The organism is Flavobacterium sp. (assembly GCF_031422135.1).
Classification (GTDB): domain Bacteria; phylum Bacteroidota; class Bacteroidia; order Flavobacteriales; family Flavobacteriaceae; genus Flavobacterium.
Map to the genome: position 1 here is coordinate 1 of NZ_JANOQD010000105.1, position 24,276 is coordinate 24,276.

Genomic DNA, 24,276 nt, shown 5'->3' on the forward strand with positions numbered 1-24,276 from the left:
CTTATTATTATTTAACGCCATTCACTCGCAAATCCATTCGAGTTGAATTGTTAGGCAAAACCAATTCAGCCAATTATACAGGTACAGAATTGAATGTAAATTGGAGCAACAGAAACACGTTTCGTGGAGCAGAATTATTAACAATTTCGGCTTTTGGCGGATTTGAAGTTCAACTTTCTGGCGAAAATAATGGTTTTAATGTTTACAGATTTGGATCTGAAGCCAACTTATTTTGGCCCAGAATTATTGCCCCTTTCAAGTTCTCTTCTTCAAGCGGATATGTGCCAAAAACCAAAGCAACAATAGGTTATGAATATCAAAATCGAACAAAACTGTATGCATTGGAAACTTTTAAAGCCTCGTTTGGGTATTTATGGAAAGAGAACGAACGAAAAGAACACGAATTGAACGTAACAGAAATTACATTTGCAAGTCCGCAAAATGTTTCTGATTTGTATAAATCGCAAATTCTTGCCAATCCATCATTAGAAAAAGTAATCGAAGAACAATTAATTTTTGGACCAACTTATTCGTTTACTTATTCAAATATGATGAAAAAAAGAAAAAAACACACCATTTACAACAAATTTAGTGCTGATTTTTCGGCAAATATCACGGGTTTAATTGCAGGTTCAAATATCAAAAAAGGCGACACAACTCGAGTTTTTGGTGTTCCGTTTAGTCAATTCGTTAAGTTTGAAAACGAATTTAAACATAATTTAAAATTAAATAAAAATTCTCAACTCGTAAGCCGATTGATTGCTGGCGTTGGCTTTGCTTATGGAAATTCAGATGAAATGCCATTTATAAAGCAATTTTTCAATGGAGGAACCAATAGTATTCGGGCATTTAGAGCAAGATCCATTGGGCCAGGAAGTTTTAAAGATACTACAACAAATACTTTTTTGCCAGACCAATCGGGCGATTTAAAATTAGAATTTTCTACAGAATATCGAGCCAATATTTATAGATTTATTAATGGAGCATTATTTGTTGACGCTGGAAATATTTGGTTGTTAAACGATAATATTAATAAACCAAATTCAAAATTCACAAAAGATTTTATCAAGGAAATTGCCGTTGGAACAGGCATCGGTTTACGATTTGATTTTTCGTTTTTGGTCTTGCGAACAGATTTGGCATTTCCATTGAGAAAACCTTATTTAACTGATGGTGAGAGATGGGTTTTAAACAAAATTGCCTTTGGGAATAATGCTTGGCGCAATGAAAACTTAGTTTTTAATTTAGCTATTGGTTATCCGTTTTAAATACTTATTTAAAAAATATGAATTGTACAACTTTTAGTAAGAATTGTATAATATGATTTTCATTTAAAACCTTGAAATTTATATACTATGATCCTATCATTAAAACAAAAATGGAAACAGTAAAAACACTATTCACTTGTCCAATGCATCCTGAAATTATTAAAGAAACTTCGGGTTCTTGTCCTATTTGCGGAATGGATTTAGTACCAATGAATCCCAGTGATTCTGAAGACCAAAAAATCTACAAAGATTTGGTCAAAAAAATGAAAGTAGCTGTACTATTTACTGTTCCAGTTTTTGCGATTGCTATGATAGAAATGATTTCAAATAATCCATTGCTCAAAATAATGGATGCCACAAAGTGGAATTGGGTTCAATTGATACTATCACTTCCAGTAGTTTTTTATGCTTGTTGGATATTTTTTGTACGTGCTTGGAAATCTATAATTACTTGGAATTTGAATATGTTTACCTTAATTGGAATTGGAACAGATGTTGCCTTTTTATTTAGTTTAGTCGGAATGTTTTTTCCGTCTATTTTTCCGAATGAATTCAAAACCCAAACTGGAGCCGTTTTATTATATTTTGAAGCCACCACAGTAATTCTAACATTGGTTTTATTAGGACAATTGTTAGAAGCCAAAGCACACAGTCAAACCAGTGGAGCAATCAAAGAATTATTAAAACTCGCACCAACCGAAGCTACTTTAGTCATTGATGGGAATGATAAAACAATCTCCATTCACGATATCAAAAAAGGCGATTTGTTACGTGTAAAACCTGGAGACAAAATTCCAGTTGACGGAAAAATAACTGATGGAGAAAGCAGTATAGACGAGGCAATGATTACTGGCGAACCCATTCCAGTTGATAAAAAGAAAGATGATACTGTAATTGCGGGAACAATAAACGGCAACAAATCCTTTGTAATGGTTGCCGAAAAAGTAGGTTCAGAAACGGTGCTTTCGCAAATAGTAAAAATGGTCAATGATGCCAGTCGTTCCAAAGCGCCAATTCAAAAATTAGCAGATGGTATTGCTAAGTATTTTGTGCCAATTGTAGTTATTATTTCGGTAATTACCTTTTTGGTTTGGGCGAAATTTGGTCCAGAACCAGCATTAGTTTACGGATTTATTAACGCAATTGCAGTTTTAATTATTGCTTGTCCTTGTGCTTTAGGTTTAGCAACACCAATGTCGGTAATGGTTGGTGTTGGAAAAGGTGCGCAAATGGGTGTTTTGATAAAAAATGCAGAAGCTTTAGAAAATATGAACAAAGTAAATGTTCTAATTACCGATAAAACAGGAACAATTACCGAAGGAAAACCATCAGTCGAAAAAATTTATTCGGTTAATAATGAAGAAAATAATTTGTTGCAAAACATAGCTTCTTTAAATCAATATAGTGAACATCCTTTGGCGCAAGCTGTCGTAAATTTTGCTAAAACAAAAACCATTTCTTTAATAGATGTAAAAGATTTTGAAGCCGTTGCAGGAAAAGGAGTTATTGGAACAGTAACCAACAAAAAAGTAGCATTAGGAAACAAAAAATTAATGGAACAAGTCAAAGCGAGTATTTCCGACGATTTAGAAAGCAAAATTATAGCCGAACAAAAACTAGGAAAAACCGTTTCTTATATTGCTGTCGATGGTGTTGTAGTAGGTTTTGTATCGATTACAGATGCTATAAAAACATCTAGCAAAGACGCTATAAAAGAATTAATGCGTCAAGGAGTTGAAGTAATTATGCTTACTGGCGACAATGTAAATACAGCCAAAGCCGTTGCCGATGAATTAAATTTAGCATCTTATAAAGCAGGCTGTTTGCCAGAAGACAAATTAAACGAAATCAAACGATTACAATCCGAAGGTAAAATAGTAGCTATGGCTGGCGATGGAATAAATGATACTCCAGCATTAGCACAAGCCGACATTGGAATTGCAATGGGCACAGGAACTGATGTTGCCATTGAAAGTGCCAAAATCACATTAGTAAAAGGAGATTTACAAGGCATCGTAAAAGCCAAGAATTTAAGCCATGCTGTAATGCGAAATATCAAACAAAACTTATTTTTTGCTTTTTTCTACAATGTTTTGGGAGTTCCAATAGCTGCGGGTGTTTTATATCCAACGTTTGGAATTTTGCTTTCACCTATGATTGCTGCTCTGGCTATGAGTTTTAGCTCGGTTTCTGTAATTGCAAATGCATTACGTTTACGAAGTATAAAACTTTAGAAAATAAAAAATCGGGTAACAGCGAAACTGAAGACCGGGCAACAGCGGAACTGAAGAGAATTAAAATATATTTATTATGAAAAATTTAAAATTGATTTCCACAAAAACGGTTTCATTATTAACACTGTTTTTAATGGTAATCTCATTAAGTACTAACGCTCAAACAAAAAAATCGTCAATGATGAAAGATTGTTGTATGATGAAAGATGGAAAAATGATGGTAATGAAAGACGGTAAAACTATGCCAATGAAAAATGATATGGTAATGAAAAATGGCACAAAATGTATGGTCAACGGAGAGTGTATTATGAAGGACGGTACAAAAATGCAAATGAAAGAAGGAGATTGTATGGAAATGAGTGGAAAAATGTGTACAGATAAAATGAAAAAAATGGAAACTAATAAAACTAAAAAAATGGCAGTTATGAATTATAGTTGCCCAATGCACCCAGAAGTTACCAGTAACAAACCTGGTAAATGCCCTAAATGCGGAATGGATTTGGTTAAACAAAAAAAATAAAACTTTTTTAATCAAATTCAATAGAATGTATTAATCATTGTTTTAGAAAATTATCATCAATTTTTAGAAACTTATTTTAAACAAATTGATGATGATTTCCTTTTAAAAAGTTATAATTATGAATTTCAAATTATCAATTTTAGTATTTATTTGCATACTGAATTTTGCAAATGCACAAGTTAAAACAAAACCACAAACGTTTTACACTTGCATAATGCATCCGCAAATTCACGAAAGCAAACCTGGAAATTGTCCAATTTGTGGAATGACTTTAATCAAAGAAAAATCAAAAACCACAAAAAAATCAGTTGTAAAAAAACCAATTACAACCAAAGAAGTAAATCCTGAATCTAAAAAAGAAACTACTGATTTACCCATAAAAAAATCAGTTATTGAAACTAAAATAAAACCCAAAACTATTTCAAAAACACTGCGTTATGATTTATATGTTCGAGATACAATGGTAACTATTGGCAACAAACCAAAACGTGCCATTGCTGTAAACGGACAAATTCCGATGCCAACATTAACGTTTACAGAAGGAGATACAGCAGAGATTTATGTTCATAACGAATTGAAAGAAAGCACCTCATTGCATTGGCACGGATTAATGTTGCCCAACAAAGAAGATGGCGTTCCATATTTAACGCAAATGCCTATTGAACCTGGCACTACGCACAAATATTCGTTTCCAATAATTCAAAACGGAACGCATTGGTATCATAGTCATTCGGGTTTGCAAGAGCAAATAGGAATGTATGGTTCTATGATTTTAAATAAAAAATCAGAAGACAAGAAATTTCGTGATGGTATTGATGATTTACCAACCATTCCAATAATTTTAAGCGAATGGAGTGATATCAATCCTAATAATATTCACAGAATGTTACATAATGCAACCGATTGGTTTGCCATAAAAAAAGGAACTACGCAAAGTTATGCCGAAGCCATTCGAGCTGGACATTTTAAAACAAAAATTGCAAACGAGTGGAAACGAATGAATGCGATGGATGTTAGTGATATTTATTATGAAAAATTTCTAATAAATGGGAAAAATGAAAGTCAATTATCGCAATTCAAATCTGGCGATAAAGTACGTTTGCGAATATCAAATGGTGGCGCTTCAAGTTATTTTTGGCTGACTTATGCTGGAGGAAAAATTACGGTCGTAGCCAATGATGGAAACGATGTTGAACCAGTTGAAGTGGATAGATTACTTATTCCAGTTTCTGAAACTTATGATGTAATTGTAGAAATTCCAGCAAATAAAACCTCTTACGAATTATTGGCAACATCCGAAGACAGAACCAAATCGGCATCATTATATATTGGTGAAGGAGTTAGACAATTGACAACACCACTTCCAAAATTAAAATATTTTGAAGGAATGAAAATGATGAATTCAATGATGAAAATGAATGGTGATTTAGACGATATGGGAATGAAAATGTCTTACAATCAAATGGATATGAATGTGGTGATGTATCCAGAAATTACTGGAGAAGTTGAGAAAAAAGAAAATAAAGTAGAGAAAATAGAAGAAAAAGGTAAAAAGAAAATGGATCATTCTAAACACGATATGAATGATATGAAAATGACTGAAAACGATTATAACAGCAATGAACTTTCAGACATAACAACATTAAATTATGCGATGTTAAAATCACCTTTTAAAACCAACCTTCCAAAAGATGCACCTGTAAAGGAATTACGATTTGAACTATCAGGAAATATGAATCGTTACGTTTGGAGTTTAGACAATAAAGTAGTTTCTGAAACCGATAAAATTTTAATTAAAAAAGGCGAAAATGTTCGAATTACCTTGTATAATGGTTCGATGATGCGTCACCCTATGCATTTACACGGTCACGATTTTAGAGTTTTGAATGGTCAAGGAGATTATTCACCACTCAAAAACACCATCGATATTATGCCAATGGAAACTGATGCAATCGAATTTAATGCGAATGCAGATGGCGATTGGTTTTTTCATTGTCATATTTTATTTCATATGATGGCTGGAATGGGACGCGTTTTTACCTATGAAAATCAAGCTAAAAATCCGTTAATTCCAAATCCAAAACTAGCACAAAAAAAATTATTTGGCGAAGACCGAAAGTTTCATTTTATGGGCGAAAATGATTTTGCTACCAATGGAAATGACGGAATGATTATGTTTAGTAGTACACGTTGGAGCATTGGAACCGAATGGAGATTGGGTTATACCGACCATCACGGTTACGAAACTGAAACACACATTGGAAGATATCTTGGAAAAATGCAATGGTTGATGCCTTTTATAGGTTTTGATTGGCGTTACCGAAAAATGGATGGTGAGGTGGAAGAAAATCTTTTCAATCAGACCAACACCAAAGACAATCGAGGCGTTTTTAGTGCAGGTTTAGAATACACAATGCCTATGTTAATCAAAGCACAAGCCGAAGTTTTCACCGATGGAAATTTTAGATTACAATTGGAACGAATGGACATTCCAGTTTCTAAACGATTGCGAATGAACTTAATGTGGAACACTGATAAAGAATATATGGCAGGATTGAGATATATTATTAAAAGAAATTTTGGGGTAACCACTCATTATGATAGCGATATGGGTTTAGGAGTTGGACTGAATTTGAATTATTAAAAAACTATGAATAGTATAACTTTAATCAAAAATTATATAACAACAATTTAATTCAAATAAATCATCTTTGTAATAGTTAGGTAGGTTTTTTATAAGAGATTGTCAAAAGTTTAAAACAACTTAAAATCAAATAAAATTGCATAGAAAATTTAAGTTACAATCAAAAAGTAATATTATTTAAGCTTGGCAAATGCATTTGAAAATAAAATTGAAAAACTTTATTGACAATCTCTTTTTTAAATTCAAATAATTATGAAGAATGAAACTATAAGTAAATTGTTATCAGACGAACAAAAACATCTAGAAAAATTGCATAAAATTGTAAAAGAATCCATTGATGCTGAAGAATTAATTATTCATAATTTGTCTAATCCTGAAATTGAAAACCTTACAAAAGGTCAGCAAATATCTGATTCCGTAGCCCTTTTTGGAGGTAGTTGGAAATTTATAATTTCTTTTTTTGTTGTTTTAACAATTTGGATTGTTTTTAATGTTTTAGCAATTGGCGTTTACAAGTTTGACCCATTCCCATTTATTTTGATGAATTTGATTTTATCTTGTATTGCGGCATTGCAAGCACCAATTATTATGATGAGTCAAAATAGACAGGAAGAAAAAGATAGAAAACGTAGTGAAAATGATTATTTAATTAATCTAAAAGCCGAAATGCAAATTAGAAGTCTCAATCAAAAAATTGATGTATTGCTCGAAGAACAAATCAAAACCTTATTTGAAACCCAAGAAAAGCAATTTGAATTGTTAAAAGAAATTAACTTAAAAATCAATAAAAAAATATAAAAATATGTGAATATTGAAACTTTTATAAATAGTTGTGTAACATATAATTGCAGTCGAAAAAGCAACTTTGTATGGTTATGAAAATGAATTCACAACTTTAAGTTTTTAAAAAAATGAAAACATTTAAATTATTTATATTAGGAACATTTCTTTTAGTATTTAGCTTCTCGCAAGCACAAGTTCAAGTAAATGTAAATTTGGGAACACCTCCTGTTTGGGGACCAACAGTTACAACTGAAGAATATTATTATCTACCAGATATTGATTCCTATTATGATATTCATCAATCTCAATTTATTTATCTTAATAATGGAGTTTGGATTCGTTCTAGATCATTGCCAAGACGCTACAGAAGCTATGATTTGAACACAGGTTATGTGGTGGTTTTAAATGATTATCACGGTCAAAATCCTTATACTCATTATAAAAATCATAGGGTTAAATACTATAAAAGTAACAACAATTGGGAAAAATCTAGAAGAAATGATGGTGATCATAATAATGGCAATCATCGCAATAATAAAAAAGGAAACAAAAAAGGAAAGCATTAATTTAATTATGAACCTATGAATATTACAACTTATATAAATAGTTGTATAACAATTAATTAAGAACAATAGTTGAAATTTGTACAGTTATGAAAATTCATTCACAACAGTAAATTTGCAAAAAATGATTGGAGTAATTGGCACAGAAAAAAAGGTAAGAGATCCAGAAGTTGAAAGTCAAAAAATAGTAGACAATCACAAAAAAGCAGCAATGCACCACGAAGCAGCAGCAATGCATCATCACGAAGCCGCAAAACACCAAATGGCTGGCAACAGCACAATGGCTTGTGGTTGTAATTGCAAAGCAAAAGACCAAACGGATTTGGCAATAAAGGCACAAAATAAAAACAAGAAAAAACAAAAAGCAATAGTTTAAGAGTTTGATTTTTGGTTAATTTTTAATTCTTAAAAAGCATCAAAATATCTTTGGTGCTTTTTTAATTAAATAGAAATATTATTATGAAAACAGAGTCAGAAATCAACGAAAATATTTTAAAAATCACAATGACTATTCGCAATGAATTTCCTGAGTTGATGAAATTTTTAAATGAAATGCCAGTTACAATTCCGAGTGAAGATTCGCCAGAAATCAACAGCAGAATTTTACAAGAATATTATGATTCTTTAGAAACACTACTTCGCAAGTATGCTCCAAATCATCATAGTTTTATTAATAATTTTTAAAATTTTATCCTTTGAAACACTTATCTAAATTATCTGGATACAGTAGCAAGTTGATTATGAGTGTTGCTTCTTCCAATAAAAAACAAATAATACATACAGATGAAAACAACAAAAAGAATAGCCGTTTATATGGATCATTTTATGGCAAACCTCATTGAATATAATGATACTGCCAAAGAAGTAAAAACTATAAAATCAGATTTTAATCATTTTGAAAAAGAGAAAATTTTGCAAAAAGGTGAAAGTCATTTACATAATAAAGAACAAGATATGCAAAATGAGTTTTATAAAAAAATAATAGATGAAATCCTAAAATATAATGAAGTTTTATTATTTGGTTTTACCACTGCAAAAACAGAATTGATGAATATTTTAAATGATGATAACAATTTTAGATCAGTAAAAATCACTATTAAAAATACTGATGAATTGACTAAAAATCAACAAATTTCTTTTGTAAACGAATGTTTTTATATTGATTAAAATGGAAAAAACGTATCTAAATATTGAATTGATTTTTGAGAAACTAACTGCTTTTGCTACAAAGGTTTTGGGCAATTCTATTAGTTTTATTATTGCCTTGATTATGGTTATTTTCTGGTGGTCGACAAATTTATTTACTTCTAATAATATGCATCAAAATATTGGAGATATTATTTTTGGCACCACATTTTTAAGCCTATTTATTATCCAAAAATCATTCAATCGTAATTCAGCATTAATGCATTTAAAAATTAACGAATTAATATCATCTCACGAACCAGCCAATAATTCCGTAATGAATACTAGTCTAAAAACAGAAAAGGAAATCGTTGAACTGTATAAAGAATATATTGAAACTGAGGATACCGTCGATGAAGAATTAGACAACGCACTTAAAGAAATAAATATCGAAAATCAGATTTAAATATGTAAATATTACTATTTTTTAATAAAATTATATAATATAGAATGGTATTTTAGTTCACATCTTTGCCTATATAAAACAATAATAAATTTTAAAATTATGAAAAAAAGTATATTAGTTGCTAGTTTGTTAATAGGTTTAACATTTAGCACTCAAGCTCAAAGTATTTCGAAAAATGCATTGGGTTTACGTCTTGGAGATAATGACGGATTTGGTGGAGAAATTTCGTATCAAAGAAAATTAGCTACTAACAATAGATTAGAATTAGATTTAGGTTGGAGAAATAGTAATAATGTTGATGCAATTAAACTAGCAGGTTTATACCAATGGGTTTGGAATATTGAAGGTGGATTTAATTGGTATGCTGGTGTTGGTGGTGGTTTAGGAAGCTGGAGTTTAGATAATAAATTTAATAACGACAATGGGACTTTTGCGTTTGTAGCTGGAGATTTAGGGATAGAATATGATTTTGATATTCCTTTGCAAATATCATTAGACATTAGACCTGAATTGTATTTTAATTCAGATTCTTATCGAGACAATAATTTTGGTCCAGACATTGCTTTAGGTATTAGATATCGTTTTTAATAGCAAGTGCAAACGTGTGAATCTTACAACATTAGATTAAAATTCTATAAAACATTATTTTCTAATAATCCGCAACTTTGTAATGTTAAGGAAATACATTCTTAATTAAAATATTTATAAAGATGAATACAACAGAATTAAAAGGCGAATGGGAAATTCAAAAAGCAAAACTCAAAGAACGTTTTGCTGATTTAACCGATAATGACTTGCTATTTCTTGACGGAAAAAAAGAGGAGATGTTAGGAAGGCTTCAAGTAAAGTTAGGTAAATCCAAAGAAGAACTTCGAAAAATTTTAGACAAAATATAATCAACATAATTATTAATTTTAAATTTATTAAATATGAAAAAGTCAATTTTAATGCTCGCAATACTAGCTGGCGCACTATTTACAAGTTGTAAAAATAATGAAGAAAAACAAGCAGATGCAGTTGAAGAAGTTGTTGAGGCTACAGACGATTTGAATAAAGTAACCGAAGAAGTCAACAACGACGAGGTTATAAAAGCAAATGATGCTGAATGGCAAGACTATAAAATGGAAGCCAACAAAACAATTTCTGAAAACGAAACTCGAATTATGGAATTGCAAACTGCAATGAAAAAACCAGGAAAAACTTTCGATGCTGCTTACAAAAAAAATATTGAAGCATTGGTCGATAAAAATGAGGCTTTAAAAACCAGAATTACAGATTATGAAAATAATCAAACCGATTGGGAAACTTTTAAACGTGAATTCGATTCTGATATGACTGGGCTTGGACAGGCTTTTAAAGATTTAACAATCAATAATAAAAAATAAATTGTACTTAGAAAAAGCGAGATTTATTTCTCGTTTTTTTATATAATAATCTTAGGTGTGAATATTACAAGTTTTAGTAAAAGTTATGTAACATATTCATTATCAATAAAAATCATCTTTGTACAGTAATCATAAAGTCACAAATTAATAAAAATAAAAATGAAAAACTTAAAAACTATAATGGCAATTGCGTTATTAATTAGCCATTCACAATTTACATTTTCGCAAAATTCTAGCGATTCATCTAAACTAAAATTTGGTTTCAAAGGTGGAGTAAATTTCTCTAATCTTTACACCGATAATGTTGAAGATACTAATGTTTTAACAGGTTTTAATGCAGGATTATTTGCTAAATTACCTATTACATCATCGTTGGCTATTCAACCCGAATTGCTATACACAACAAAAGGAGCAAAGCTAACTTACAACAATTATTTCGTAAACGGAGCTGCAAAATTCAACCTGAATTATATCGAGCTTCCTGTTTTGTTGGTTATCAATTTGACCAATAATTTTAATATTCACGCAGGACCTTATATAGCGTATTTGGTTGATGGAAATGCAATTAATGATTCGCAAGGAACATTATTTGACATTGAAAATAATCTAAAAAACGAAGATTACAACAAGTTTGATATGGGACTTTCCGTTGGTGTTGGTTTCGATGCAGATCAACTCGGTTTTGGGGTTCGCTATAATTACGGCTTACAAAAAGTAGGTAAGGAAAGAAGTTTTCTGGGAACAAATTACACTTTCCCTGACGGCAAAAATAGCGTTATCAATTTATATGTTTCATATTCAATATTATAACTTAAATCAAACTATTATGGGAAATTTACTCTATACAATCGCGGTTATTTTAATCATTTTTTGGGCTATAGGATTCTTTGCTTATAGCGCAGGAGCAATCATTCATATCTTATTAGTTATTGCAGTTATTGCGGTATTATTAAGATTGATACAAGGAAGAAAAGTATAATCAATTTAAAATCAGAAATTATGGAATCAGGAAAAACAGCAGCAGGCGTTTTATTAGGAATTGGAGTAGGGGCATTATTAGGTATATTATTTGCACCCGAGAAAGGCTCAAAAACTAGAAGAAGAATTATGGACAAAGGACAAGACTATGCAGATGAATTGAAAGGTAAATTTGACGAATTATACCAAGGCGTTGCAGATAAGTACGACAGTTTTTTGGAAGAGGCCAAAACGGCCGTTACTCAAAAATAATATTTATAAACAAAAATAATGGAGAATTCTACCGCAACAATAGAAAAATTAATTGAAAAAGCAGAAATTTATAGCAAAACAACGCTAGAATTATGCAAATATGAAGCGGTATATAAATCGGCAGATATATTTTCTAATTTAGCTGTAAAAGTAGCTATGACTATTGTAGTTGTTATGTTTTTGTTGCTTATAAACGTTGGATTAGCTCTTTGGGTAGGGCAAGAATTAGGGGAAATTTACTATGGTTTTTTTGTAGTTGGATTTGGATATTTTTGTTTGGCGTTTTTGCTTTATATTTTTAGAGAAGAATGGGTAAAAAACCCAGTAAGCAATTTTATTATAAATAAAATGAAAAATGAAAATGTGTTATGAAACGGATAAACGAAAACATTGCACTTAAAGAAAAAATTACTTTTTTGAAAAACAAACAAGAAGATGATTTTTTGATTTTAAAACAACAATATTATGCAACAATTGATAGTTTCAAACCTTTAAATTTAATTAAATCTGCTACGCAAGAATTTATTTCTTCTCCCGATTTAAAGGCGAATTTAATAAACGGAGCCATTGGTTTTGGAACAAGTTATTTGACCAAAAACTTGCTAAATGAAGATTCAGTAAATCCTATAAAACGGGTTTTGGGAAAAGTTTTAAAATTCGCATTAAAAAATTTTGTTGGAAAAAAACCGAAGAAATCTAGTGATATAGATTGAAGATATTTGTTCCAATAAGTTAAAAACCGATTCGAAAGTTTCGGTTTTTTTGTTTAAAATAGACTATCTATAATCTACCAAAACTGGTTTAGAAATTTCAAATCCTTGTAATTCAAAATCAGAAGTCGAAATGGAATTGGTTTTAAAAGCTGAATTACCATCTGGAATATTGGGATAAAATGAAAATGAAAATTGAAACGAATTAAAAACCAAATAATCATTACTGATTATAACACCCAAACCAATTTGAGAGTATAATTTACTGCGTTTAAAACCAATGCTTCTTTGACCAAGCATCCCAGCCGTATAACTGAAATAAGGATTCAATCGAAATCCCATAATACGCCAAGGCGAATAACTTTGCGTTTGAAAAGTAACCAATAATTTCTTGGTTCCAAACAGTGTTTCGCTACTAAAACCTGTTATTCCTGTCGCACCATTTAAAGTTAATTTATCAGCATTTGTATCCAATCGGTTATTACCAATAACAATTTGCGGTTTTATAAATTGACGAAATTTCCATTTTCCAAATTCTTGAATATTACTAAAATAAACCAGTTTTAAGCTTGAAGTGCTTTGATTGGTTTTTCCAGTATTTATGAAAGTACCGTATTCTAAATTGCCACTCAAATACCCAAACTCAAAATAACTGCCAATAGCAATTCTCGCGCCTGTATAAAATTGAAATTCATTGTATTTTTTTTGATAACCTGTTGTTACATTATATACAAATCCAGAAGCAACATCTTCAGTAATATTAAAATTAAAAATGTATTTGTCTTGTGTAAATTTTCTGGACGAAATGCCCAAGCCTATTAAATATAAGTTTTCAGAGTTGTAAATCGACAAACTATCTTTGTTTACAAACGGTTTTTCTATAAAATTTTTATGGAAATATCGAGCACTTGTAATTAGATTTGTTGCTCGATTGTATTCTGAATTTCCTTTAAAAATTTGAAACGAATGTCCAGCCCAATAATCCTGAAAATTGTATTTAGCATTTTGAGTATCTTCGATTAGATTTGCATTTAAAGCTACAATTTTATTCAAATTTTGACCCAAATAAATTCCTGCGCCCCAACGTGCATAAGGAGAAAAAAAAGGTCGTTCTATGTTAATTGATTTAGCATAATCCCCGACTAAATCAATAGTATAACTCAATCGTGTGCTTATAAAAGTATTGTAAACATTAGGAATTGTATAACTTGTACTGTATCCATTTTGACTGTTTGTAAGGCTTTTAGAATAGGAGTTTGAAAATTCGTGACCAGTACCAAGAAAATTTCTTTCTTTCAGATAAAAATTAGATTTTGAGGTGGAACTCGAAAAATCAGGAATCAAACTCCAGGAGTCTAAAACCCGAATCGACACATCTACAGAATCTTTTGCAATCAGTTCTATAGTAGAGGTAACACTTCTTATAAACCGCTGACTCCGAATTAATCTTTCGGATTCTTTAATTAAGAGCGAATCTAAAGGATCATTTTTTTGAATTAAAAGTAAGTTTAGAATTGCTAAATTCTTCGTTTTTAGATGCAGTACATTTCCTGTTTTGTATAAAAATATTTTAGGAATTTTTGTAGAATCGACATCAGAATATCCAAACGGATCTAATGTTGTAATTTTTATATCTCGAATTATTTTGCCTTCATATTGTGCATAATTAATTTGTTTTATTTTCCGAAAACTACTTTTTCTAACTTTTTGTTTGGCAACAGGTTCAAAAATCAGTTTATGAATAAATTTGGTAAACTTTCTTTTTTTTGAATATTTTTCAATATCACGATATACTTCTGAGGAGTCTTTTTTCTTTCCTTTTTCTTGCGCAAACGAGAGCTGACAACTGAAAATTATCAGCGTATAAAATAGTAATTTGAACTTCATAATCATTATATAAAATTATCTATAAAATCGAAAAGCTGACCAGAGAAGTTCTTATTAATAGAACGATAATGGTTTTGATTAAACCAAAAAGGACAACAAATGCTGTCCTTTTTAGAATAATTTTTAAGAAGTTAGTTTTTAGGAATAAGATCTATTACAACAGTACGATTATAAAAACGTTCTTCAGGATATTTATTTTCAAATAACGAATAATTTGGATCTTCTCCATAACCGTAAATTTGAAATTTCACATCGGTTCTTCCTAATTTTGCAAGCTTCTTTTCGATAATACTTCTAACATCATTGGCTCTTTCTAGAGATAAATTTTGATTATACCCTTCTTTCCCAATAATATCAGTATGACCTTTAATTGCAACCGTACCACCATTTGGTATTTTTGGAGTTACAATTTCAGTTAAATATTTTTCATAAATAGCGATTGATTTTGACTCATTGAATTCATAAATAACACTAAATCGGATACTTTCCTGAATTTGTGGTGCTACATAAGGCAAAATGTAAACACTTGTTTCTTTTCTAACGGTTTTACCACTTTTAGTTTGACCAACCATCGTAACATTGAAATTGCCTTGTTGTTGATTTTTTAGAATAGTATTTCTAGAAACTATTACTTTATCTTCAGAATAAGGTCCAAAATTTTTGACTTTTCCATTTTCATCTTTCAATTCTAATGTCCAAGTTGTAAACGCTTCTTTTGATCCTGCAACATTAAAGGCAATATCATCTCTATTTTTGTTTTGTTCTAATGAAACTATTTCTACTGGTTTCAACGGAGCATCACCACTTTGAAATTCCATCAACAGTTCAGGCGAATACGTTTCTATTGTAACCCTTTGATCTCCCTCACGAAGCAAATCCAATTCTAGCCTTCCTTCAGGTTGCTCAGATGGAATAAGTGGTTTAACCCTACCTTCAACAGTAATTCTTGAAGAATCGATTCCAAAAACTGAGGTTAAATAATTTTTAACTGTTGTGGCCATTGCACGACCATCATCTGAACCTTTTTCTGACGAACCTACTAATTTTATAGTCGATGAAGGGAATTTTTGCATACGATCACCAAGAATATTGATAACATTGTAATACACAACCATTTGTCTTTCTGAACGACCTGAAGTTCTTTTTGGAGTAGTAAATTGTACTTGATCTTCTTTGAAATCTTTTACTTGGTTTTTAGTCAAAAGCACATAGCGATCAGGAATTTCTGTAGAACCTACGTTAAAAAAGATATAATTACGCAATGGAAAAACTTCACGCATACGGTTTGTTACAACCTCATTTTTGGGTGTTTGAACCGAAAACTGTACTTCTGCATCAACAATTTTGACACTTTCTATTTCTTTTCCACTTCCAAATTTCAATGTAAATCCAGCTCTCACAGTGGTTAAATTCCAAGTTTCTATATCTCGAGGATTTTGTCCAAAATAAGGTTGAAACGCCACAAAAGGAGAAAAAATCCATTGGGTTTTGGCTATAGTTGAATTGATAGGAATATCATATCCCATACCAATTTGCATAGAAACTATGGTATTTTTGATGTTACTAAAATCGCCATTCACTCCTGGGCTAGCCGGTTGTGATGGGAAATTAGGATTGATACCCAATTGATATTCAAACGATTTCGAATTATTAAATGCAATTCTCGGCCCTGCATATACATAAAAATTAGATTTAAAAGGAGCCAATCGTAAGCTGGGTTCTATTGTAAAGTATCTTAATTTTGTAGATAAATCAGCTGGGCAATTACAAGCCGTAGTGATTTGGTTAAATTTTCCTTCGCGATTATCAAATCCTGCTTGAAACATAAAACCCCAATACGTGTTTGGACGGTGATATTCTACAAGTGGTGCAAGATACAAACCTATTCCCTTACCGTTGTGGAATGTCGCAGGCGAAGCAAAATCAGCATTCAAAACTTGAGTTGAACCATGATAGAAATTAAAATTTGAACCGACTGCTGCCCCAAACCACCACGATGGTGTTGTATATTGTGTTTCTTGAGCCTGAACAGGAGTTTGTATTGCGAACCATATCAAAGTAATTAAAATAAAACTTTTTACTGATAGGCTATTCAAGGACCTCGCTTGGCGTGATCCTATTTTTATATGATTATTTGTTTTCATTTTCTGAAATTATTTATTACTATTTTGAATTTTAATTAGGAACGTTTATTGTTGTATTAACCATAGTTACAGAGGCAACTAATGAAATAGCTCTTCCGTTTAAAACGGTTTGAGTAGCATTTCCAGCTGTTGAAAAAGTAACTCCTGAATTTGCAATAATAGTTCCAGTCATAACGCCACCTCCAGCTCCATTTATAGTGGCTGCACTTCCTACGTACCAAAACACATTTTTAGGCAAAGCTCCATTTATCATTAGGACACTTCTTGCTCCAGTTGGTCCAGCAATTCCTACTGTTAATCCAGCAGCAGTTTGAAAAATCCAAACCGCATTAGGGTTGCCTTGAGCATCAAGAGTTAAGTTTCCATTAGATATATTAAATGTTCCACTTGCCGATTTGTAAATTCCAGGAGCTAAAGTCAAACCTCCAAGTTCACCTGCTCCAGGATCAATTCCGCCTGGCATTGATGCAGGAGAAATACTCAAATAAGCGGCATTAGCATCCAGTAATCCTTGTGATGCAATGGCAAACGATGCTGCTGTTCCTGGAGCTGGCGGGGCAGTATAAATACTTCCAGTTACATTTCCAACATTAAGAGGCGTTTCGGTATAAATTGCATTTGAATCGTGAAAGCCAGTTATTAAAGTTGAAGCAGCTGTTGTAGCAATACTTCCGTTATTTATAACTGTGTTTAATCCTTGATTGGTAATTCCTGCATTACCTCCAAAAGCACCAAATATTGAAGCACTTCCTAAATTTGGAACTACTACAGTACTAAAACTCCATACATAATTACTTACTAAAGGAATACCTCCTAGATTTTTTGCTCCAGTTGTTATTGTTGCAGTATAAGTTGTATTTGGTAAAAGATTGCTTGTTGGAGTGAATGTAGCCGTAAAACCACTATAGGTAACAGTACCTAATACAGCTGTTGCACCAATTTTTAAAGTAAATGTAGTGGCCGAAATTGTTAACGGATCCATTGGTGTATTGAAAGTGGCAGTAATAATTTTATTTAGCGCAACTCCTGTTGCATTATTTAATGGATCAGTAACTGTTACAAAAGGAGCAGAAATTGTTCCAGTAGTAAAACTCCAAACATAGTTACTTGCAATGGCTACTCCGTCAGCATTTTTTGCTCCAGTAGTAATCGTTCCAGTATAAATAGTATTTGCTAAAAAGGGCAGTGTTGGTGTAAAACTAGCATTCGTTCCTGAATAAGAAACCGTTCCAGCTATTGCTGTTGCGCCTTGATTTAAAGTGAATGTTGTTGTATTTAATGTTGCCGGATCCATTGGAGTATTAAAAGTGGCGGTAACAATTTTATTCAAAACAACTCCTGTTGCTAAGTTTGCAGGATCTGTTGCTGTAACAAGTGGTAACAAAGTTGTGCCTGTACTAAAAGTCCAAATATAATCTGCTTGTAAAGCGTTTCCTTTTAAATCTTTTGCCAATGTTGTTACTTTACCTATATAGGTAGTGTTAGCAATAAGATTACCAGTTGGTGTAAATATTGCTGTTTTTGCAGAATAAGAAATTGTTCCAGCTATGGGCGATGTTCCTGAAACAACTGTAAACGAAGTTTGTGTAATAGTTGCAGGATTCATTTCTTCATTAAACGTTACCGATATTACTTTATATAGTGGCACACTCGTCTCGCCATTTAGAGGGCTTGTTGCACTTACTTCAGGACACAAACCAAAGGTTTCTTGAAAATCATCCTTGGCACATCCGGAGAATAAAACTATAATGAACAAAGTCATCATAGTTATAAGTTTATTTATTTTCATTTCATTAATATTAATTGTGAAGTAGTTTTCACTATACAAAGGTCGTTTGAAGATTAATCAAAAACTTATACATTACTTACATAATGTTGTATAATTCATATCTATTTTAAGCTTAAAGAGGCATTTGAAAATTATAATGGAAAATTTAATAATTTTAAATTTCTTGTTTTTTTAAAATCGGTTCAAATTATAAAAGATTAACAATATCATGTCTTCAATTCGATAAATAGGTGTGAATTATACAATTTTTAAAAATAATTCTAAAAGTCTATAAATGTAAATTTGTAATGTAATAATCTAAAAACAATATTATGAAAACAATTATTTTAGGAACGATGACGCTTTTATTTTCAATAAATATTCAAGCGCAAAACACAAATACACAAACAGCGACTAAAACGACAACATCTACTGTAAAAGATTCAGATGGATTGCATAAAACAGTCAAAAAAGAAGTTAGCAATGAGGTTCAAAAAATAGAGTTAGGACAAGAAAAAGCCAATACAATTAATATACCAACAATCAACTCTCCTATAAGTGTGACTACAACTACAAAAATCACAAACCCTGATGGAAGCACTAGAACAGTAGACGTTGACAGAAGCTCTTATTATGAGTCTAACGGTAATAAGTATAGACTAGCATTAGACGCATCAGGTTATGTACTAACTTATGGAAATTCTAAACCTGCGTTGTTGCGTAAAACATCAACCAATAGTTACATATTTAGATCAGAAAAAAAAACGGCGATAGGTTATTTTGATACCAATGGCGACTTAATTGTAGAAATCTACGATGATAAATCAGATAAGGTTACTATCGAAAAATACAGAGTAATCAAATAATAAGTTTAAAGAAGGTTAATTCAAATTTAAAATCGATTCATTTATGAGTCGATTTTTTTGCTATTTTTAATTCTTTTGGAATAACTATTCATTAATCGATTTGGGAGTTACCGAAAACTCATTAGTTATAGAGCACTAAATATTTTTCTGTGAATTATATAAGTTTTATAAAAAGTTGTACAACCAAAAAGAAAAAAATCTCACCAATTTTGAATTTAATTAAAAATAAAGCAAAATGAAAACGATCAAAATGAACAAAGTTTTAATTGCATTAGATTATAATCCTACTGCCGAAAAAATTGCAGAAGTTGGATTTTCATTAGCAAAAGCAATGGATGCAGAGATTATTTTACTACATATCATTTCAACTCCAGTAGATTATGCATCAACTGATTATGATACAATTATGGGTTTTGGTGGTTTTGTAAATATAGATTCATACAAACCTGATATTCAATTGTTAACAGATTCAGCTTTGGATTTTCTGACCAATGTAAAAAAGCATTTGGGAGACTCTAAAATTAAAATATTAGTAAAAGAAGGCGATTATGCTGGAATTATTTTAGAAACTGCAAATTCATCTAGAGCAGATATTATTGTAATGGGAAGTCATAGCAAAAAATGGCTTGAAACCATACTATTGGGTAGCACAACACAAGAAATCTTAAATCAAACCAATATTCCCTTGTTAATAGTACCAACCAAGAAAAAAAAATAAACATATTTGAGTTGAAATAAATCTTTAAGGTAACATCTTTTTAGTACTTTTACTTGTAATATCTATTTAAATCATAGTTATAAATGAAGTTATTCATCAAGTATATGGTCAGCAACCGTTGCAAAATGGTGGTCAAGGAAATATTAAAAGAAATGAACTTGCACTTTATTCTAGTCGATTTGGGCGAAGTCGACATTATGGAAGATATTACTCTCGAACAACGAGAAATTCTAAAAAGCGAACTTCAAGAATCTGGATTGGAATTGATGGATGACAAAAAATCGATTCTTATCGAGAAAATAAAAACCATCATCATTCAAATGATTCACCATACGGAAGAAGATATCAAAATTAATTTTTCGGATTATTTGAGCGAGAAACTACATCACAATTACAATTATTTAGCCAATTTATTTTCGGATATTCAAGGAACAACCATTGAGCATTTTATCATTTCTCACAAAATTGAACGCGTCAAAGAATTAATGATTTATGGCGAACTCACTATTACCGAAATTGCCTACAAAATGAATTACAGTAGCGTTGCCCATTTATCAACTCAATTCAAAAAAACAACTGGATTGTCACCTTCACATTTCAAAGAACTTAAAGACAAACGTAGAAATCCAATTGAAGAAATAGGAAATAGTAATTGCCTAAATCAATAATGATGAATTTTGAAAATAATAGCGATACCAAATTTCAAAGTTTCTTGGAATCAGTTCCAGATGCAATTATTATTGTTAATATGGAAGGAAATATTCAATATTCGAATACACAAACCGAAGTTCTTTTTGGATATGAAAAGAGTGAAATTATTGGCAATAGAATTGAACTTCTAATGCCTTCACGATTCAAAGAAGCGCATCAAGGTCACCGACAAGGCTATTTTGCCAATCCAAAAGTACGTAAAATGGGCGAAGGAATGCAACTATTTGCCAAACATAAAGACCAAACCGAGTTTCCAGTAGAAATAAGTTTAAGCAAATTAGATACCGAAGAAGGTTTCTTGGTTTGTGCCTCTATTCGTGATGTGAGTAACCAAAAACGAATTGAAAACGAATTGAACGAAGCCATAAAAAAAGCAGAAAATGCGGTAAAATCGAAGCAACAATTTCTATCGAATATGAGCCACGAAATTCGAACGCCGATGAATGCCATTATCGGATTTACCAAAGTAATTCTCAAAACCGAATTAACACCCAAACAAAAAGAATATTTAAGTGCCATAAAAATGAGTGGCGATACCTTAATCGTGCTCATAAACGACATTCTCGATTTGGCTAAAGTTGATGCTGGCAAAATGGTTTTCGAAAAAGAACCATTCAAATTGTCTTTATCAATATCGACAATGTTACATTTGTTTGAAACTAAAATGCAAGAAAAAAATTTAGAGCTAATTGTTAAATACGATACAAATATTCCAGAAGTTTTAGTAGGTGATGCAACTCGTTTACATCAAATAATTCTAAATCTCGTAAGTAATGCTGTTAAGTTTACTGCCGAAGGAAAAATTACTTTTAGCGTTCGAAAACTAACCGAAGACGCTGAAAACATTACAATAGAATTTTCGGTTGCCGATACTGGAATAGGAATTGAAGCCAAAAAAATAGATAATATTTTTGAGAATTTCCAGCAAGCACACAGTCAAACGTCAAGAATATTTGGTGGCACAGGATTAGGTCTTGCCATTGTAAAACAACTAGTGGAAAAACAAGGTGGAAGCATTCGAGTAGAAAGCCAAGTGGACAAAGGTTCAACTTTTAGTTTTGTTTTATGTTTTAAAAAAGCCAATGGCGCAACCGTTTTAGACCACGAAATAATAGAATTAGTCGATAATCCCACACAAGATATTAAAGTATTGGTTGTAGAAGATGTAGAACTCAATCAGTTATTAATGAGAACACTACTAGATGATTTTGGTTTTGAGAGTGATATTGCAGGCAACGGAAAAATGGCTGTCGAAAAATTAGAAAAAAACAGTTACGATATAATTTTAATGGATTTGCAAATGCCTATAATGAATGGTTTTCAAACCACTGATTATATCCGAAATACAATGAAATTGCAAATTCCTATTATTGCACTTACCGCCGATGTAACTACTGTCGATATAGAAAAATGCAAAGCTGTTGGGATGAATGACTATATTGCAAAACCTGTTGATGAGCGCAAATTGTATAGCAAAATTGTAGGTTTAATTAAAAAACCTAAACAAACAATCGAATTTAAAACGCTAGAAAATAAAGAATCTAAAGGTCAAAAATATACCGATATGAGTTACCTAAACAAACTCACCAAATCGAACCCAAAGTTGATGACCGAAATGATAAATGTGTACCTCAACCAAACGCCATCATTAATCAATACCATCAAAAAAAGTTGGGTTGAAAAAGATTTGAAAACTTTAAAATCAGCAGTTCACAAATTAATTCCATCGTTTGCCATTGTCGGAATCGATAAAAATCACGAAGATTTAGCCCGAAAAATAGAAGAGAATACATCCGCAACAGAAATGCAAACTTGGATATCAGACCTTGAAAATGTTTGTATGCAAGCGGGTGAAGAACTTAAAATAGAGCTTAATAATTTAAAAAATTAAATCGTGCAAAACTCAAAAAAAATAAAATTATTCCTTGTCGATGACGATGCATTATTTCTAAAATCATTAGAAATTCAGTTTCTCGATACTGCCGATTTTGACATCGAAACCTTCCCAACAGGCGAAATTTGTATTCAAAATTTGCATAAAAATCCAGATGTAATTATTCTCGATTACCATCTTGATGGTATCGATAAAACGGCTATGAATGGCTTGAAAACATTGGATAAAATCAAGACAGCAAATATCGAAATTCCAGTTATTATGCTTTCTTCACAAGACAAAATAGAAGTAGCTGTGAGTTGTATGCACCACAAAGCCTTCGATTATGTGGTAAAAAGTGAAACCGCATTTGTACGACTTCAAAAAATAATTACTGCTATTTTCAAATACCAAAAAATGGAAAAAGAATTGAATTGGTATATGAATAGGATGTAATTTTATTTATGATTTACGATTTTTTGCAATTGATATTGATTTTGCAATTGATATTGAAAAATAGGAATTATACAACTCAAACCTAAAATTGTATAAACTTTTCATTGAAAATTAAAACCAATTTGGCTTCACATTGTTTTGGTAAATTATCGACATAACATTTCCTGAAATTTCAAAATCATTTCTTTTCAAAATCTGTAAATAATGTAACTTTTCTAAAAATTTATATAAGAGGAAACAAGCATTGAATATGGAACTTTGTTTTTATAAATCACTAAAATAAGCAGTATGAAAAAGTCATTTTTTTATAATTGTTTGCTCCTCACAGTGCTTCTTACTTCTTGTACTTCAACAAAAATTGTAAGCAGTTGGAGACAATCAAACAAACACATTCATATCAACGAATTAAATAAAGTTTTGGTCATTGCATTGATTGAAAATGAAACCAATCGGTACAAAGCCGAACATCAAATTGTAAAATATTTAGATGGAAAAGGGTTTGTGTCTCACGAATATTTGGATGATAAATTCAATCGAAAAAATGAAACTGAAGTGATGGATAAAATCAGAGAAGATGGTTTTGATGGAGTCGTCCTGATGAGACTAATTGATGTTGATAAAGAAAGAATTTATATTCCAAACGAAACCAACTATTATCCAGCTGATTTTCAGAATTTTGGAGGTTATTATAAAGTACATCAGTATCGATATCAAACGTCAGGATATTATTTGACTACAAAAACATATATTCTCGAAACTATCGTATTTTCTCTAAAAGACAATAAAATAATTTGGTCAGGAATTACCGAAACTTTTGAACCTGAAGGAATTAAAAAAATGACCAGCGAAATTTCAAAAGTGATTTACAAACGAATGGTTGAAGAAAAATTTATAAGAAAATAGTTGAAATATGATTTCAAATATA

At 31.1% G+C, this 24,276-nt stretch carries 27 protein-coding genes; 24 read left to right on the top strand and 3 right to left on the bottom strand.

The features are described 5' to 3' along the window. From RMO70_RS13190 to RMO70_RS13275, 18 genes are all read left to right on the top strand, one after another. Positions 1-1,268: BamA/TamA family outer membrane protein (locus tag RMO70_RS13190; protein ID WP_310556902.1), on the top strand; the 1,268-nt coding region annotated here is incomplete at its 5' end. Between the two features lie 110 nt (positions 1,269-1,378). Continuing rightward, positions 1,379-3,502: a copper-translocating P-type ATPase gene (locus tag RMO70_RS13195; RefSeq protein WP_310556903.1), complete on the top strand. Its 2,124-nt coding sequence runs from the start codon at positions 1,379-1,381 to the stop codon at positions 3,500-3,502. 76 nt (positions 3,503-3,578) lie between these two features. Continuing rightward, the gene (locus RMO70_RS13200) at positions 3,579-4,022 is read left to right on the top strand and encodes a DUF6799 domain-containing protein (protein WP_310556904.1); all 444 of its coding nucleotides are present in this window, start codon (positions 3,579-3,581) and stop codon (positions 4,020-4,022) included. Between the two features lie 118 nt (positions 4,023-4,140). Beyond that, positions 4,141-6,666: a multicopper oxidase domain-containing protein gene (locus RMO70_RS13205; RefSeq protein ID WP_310556905.1), complete on the top strand. Its 2,526-nt coding sequence runs from the start codon at positions 4,141-4,143 to the stop codon at positions 6,664-6,666. Positions 6,667-6,918: 252 nt separating this feature from the next. Beyond that, the gene (locus RMO70_RS13210; protein ID WP_310556906.1) at positions 6,919-7,464 is read left to right on the top strand and encodes a DUF1003 domain-containing protein; all 546 of its coding nucleotides are present in this window, start codon (positions 6,919-6,921) and stop codon (positions 7,462-7,464) included. A 113-nt stretch (positions 7,465-7,577) separates the two neighbouring features. Then, positions 7,578-8,015: a hypothetical protein gene (locus tag RMO70_RS13215; protein WP_310556907.1), complete on the top strand. Its 438-nt coding sequence runs from the start codon at positions 7,578-7,580 to the stop codon at positions 8,013-8,015. A gap of 121 nt (positions 8,016-8,136) precedes the next feature. Then, a complete protein-coding gene (locus RMO70_RS13220) occupies positions 8,137-8,388 on the top strand; it encodes a hypothetical protein (RefSeq protein WP_310556908.1) in 252 nt (83 codons plus the stop codon). Between the two features lie 83 nt (positions 8,389-8,471). Then, the gene (locus tag RMO70_RS13225) at positions 8,472-8,696 is read left to right on the top strand and encodes a hypothetical protein (RefSeq protein ID WP_310556909.1); all 225 of its coding nucleotides are present in this window, start codon (positions 8,472-8,474) and stop codon (positions 8,694-8,696) included. Between the two features lie 99 nt (positions 8,697-8,795). Then, entirely contained in the window at positions 8,796-9,179 is a 384-nt protein-coding gene (locus RMO70_RS13230) for a hypothetical protein (RefSeq protein ID WP_310556910.1), read from the top strand. Position 9,180: 1 nt separating this feature from the next. Further along, the gene (locus RMO70_RS13235) at positions 9,181-9,603 is read left to right on the top strand and encodes a low affinity iron permease family protein (protein WP_310556911.1); all 423 of its coding nucleotides are present in this window, start codon (positions 9,181-9,183) and stop codon (positions 9,601-9,603) included. A 99-nt stretch (positions 9,604-9,702) separates the two neighbouring features. Further along, entirely contained in the window at positions 9,703-10,191 is a 489-nt protein-coding gene (locus tag RMO70_RS13240) for a hypothetical protein (RefSeq protein ID WP_310556912.1), read from the top strand. Positions 10,192-10,313: 122 nt separating this feature from the next. Continuing rightward, on the top strand, positions 10,314-10,499 hold the full coding sequence (locus tag RMO70_RS13245; RefSeq protein ID WP_310556913.1) for a general stress protein CsbD: 186 nt from the start codon (positions 10,314-10,316) through the stop codon (positions 10,497-10,499). Between the two features lie 33 nt (positions 10,500-10,532). Continuing rightward, a complete protein-coding gene (locus RMO70_RS13250; RefSeq protein WP_310556914.1) occupies positions 10,533-10,988 on the top strand; it encodes a hypothetical protein in 456 nt (151 codons plus the stop codon). Positions 10,989-11,147: 159 nt separating this feature from the next. Then, entirely contained in the window at positions 11,148-11,798 is a 651-nt protein-coding gene (locus tag RMO70_RS13255) for a porin family protein (RefSeq protein ID WP_310556915.1), read from the top strand. A 16-nt stretch (positions 11,799-11,814) separates the two neighbouring features. Then, on the top strand, positions 11,815-11,967 hold the full coding sequence (locus RMO70_RS13260; RefSeq protein ID WP_310556916.1) for a lmo0937 family membrane protein: 153 nt from the start codon (positions 11,815-11,817) through the stop codon (positions 11,965-11,967). A gap of 20 nt (positions 11,968-11,987) precedes the next feature. Beyond that, positions 11,988-12,218 carry a YtxH domain-containing protein gene (locus tag RMO70_RS13265; protein WP_310556917.1) on the top strand — a complete coding sequence of 77 codons (231 nt, stop codon included), beginning with the start codon at positions 11,988-11,990 and terminating at the stop codon, positions 12,216-12,218. 18 nt (positions 12,219-12,236) lie between these two features. Then, on the top strand, positions 12,237-12,590 hold the full coding sequence (locus RMO70_RS13270; RefSeq protein ID WP_310556918.1) for a hypothetical protein: 354 nt from the start codon (positions 12,237-12,239) through the stop codon (positions 12,588-12,590). After that, a complete protein-coding gene (locus RMO70_RS13275; RefSeq protein WP_310556919.1) occupies positions 12,587-12,931 on the top strand; it encodes a hypothetical protein in 345 nt (114 codons plus the stop codon). Before RMO70_RS13270 ends, RMO70_RS13275 begins: the two co-directional genes overlap by 4 nt. 63 nt (positions 12,932-12,994) lie before the next feature. Here the strand turns inward: RMO70_RS13275 and RMO70_RS13280 are convergent, their stop codons facing one another. From RMO70_RS13280 to RMO70_RS13290, 3 genes are all read right to left on the bottom strand, one after another. Further along, the gene (locus RMO70_RS13280; protein ID WP_310556920.1) at positions 12,995-14,815 is read right to left on the bottom strand and encodes a hypothetical protein; all 1,821 of its coding nucleotides are present in this window, start codon (positions 14,813-14,815) and stop codon (positions 12,995-12,997) included. A 131-nt stretch (positions 14,816-14,946) separates the two neighbouring features. Further along, on the bottom strand, positions 14,947-16,959 hold the full coding sequence (locus RMO70_RS13285) for an OmpA family protein (protein ID WP_310556921.1): 2,013 nt from the start codon (positions 16,957-16,959) through the stop codon (positions 14,947-14,949). A gap of 31 nt (positions 16,960-16,990) precedes the next feature. After that, positions 16,991-18,748, bottom strand: a complete 1,758-nt coding sequence (locus tag RMO70_RS13290) for an Ig-like domain-containing protein (protein ID WP_310556922.1) — start codon at positions 18,746-18,748, stop codon at positions 16,991-16,993. Positions 18,749-19,059: 311 nt separating this feature from the next. On the opposite strand from RMO70_RS13290, the gene RMO70_RS13295 reads away from it, so the two are divergent. The 6 genes from RMO70_RS13295 to RMO70_RS13320 all read left to right on the top strand — a co-directional run bounded on the left by RMO70_RS13295 (position 19,060) and on the right by RMO70_RS13320 (position 24,254). Next, complete coding sequence (locus RMO70_RS13295) at positions 19,060-19,593, top strand: hypothetical protein (protein WP_310556923.1); 534 nt, start codon at positions 19,060-19,062, stop codon at positions 19,591-19,593. Positions 19,594-19,828: 235 nt separating this feature from the next. Next, entirely contained in the window at positions 19,829-20,311 is a 483-nt protein-coding gene (locus RMO70_RS13300) for a universal stress protein (RefSeq protein ID WP_310556924.1), read from the top strand. Positions 20,312-20,394: 83 nt separating this feature from the next. Then, a complete protein-coding gene (locus tag RMO70_RS13305; RefSeq protein WP_310556925.1) occupies positions 20,395-20,979 on the top strand; it encodes an AraC family transcriptional regulator in 585 nt (194 codons plus the stop codon). Beyond that, positions 20,979-22,913, top strand: coding sequence for an ATP-binding protein (locus tag RMO70_RS13310; RefSeq protein WP_310556926.1), 1,935 nt, complete (start codon positions 20,979-20,981; stop codon positions 22,911-22,913). The genes RMO70_RS13305 and RMO70_RS13310 overlap by 1 nt, the downstream gene beginning before the upstream one ends. A 3-nt stretch (positions 22,914-22,916) precedes the next feature. Continuing rightward, a complete protein-coding gene (locus RMO70_RS13315; RefSeq protein ID WP_310556927.1) occupies positions 22,917-23,351 on the top strand; it encodes a response regulator in 435 nt (144 codons plus the stop codon). 288 nt (positions 23,352-23,639) lie between these two features. Then, on the top strand, positions 23,640-24,254 hold the full coding sequence (locus RMO70_RS13320; protein ID WP_310556928.1) for a hypothetical protein: 615 nt from the start codon (positions 23,640-23,642) through the stop codon (positions 24,252-24,254). Positions 24,255-24,276: the final 22 nt, after the last annotated feature.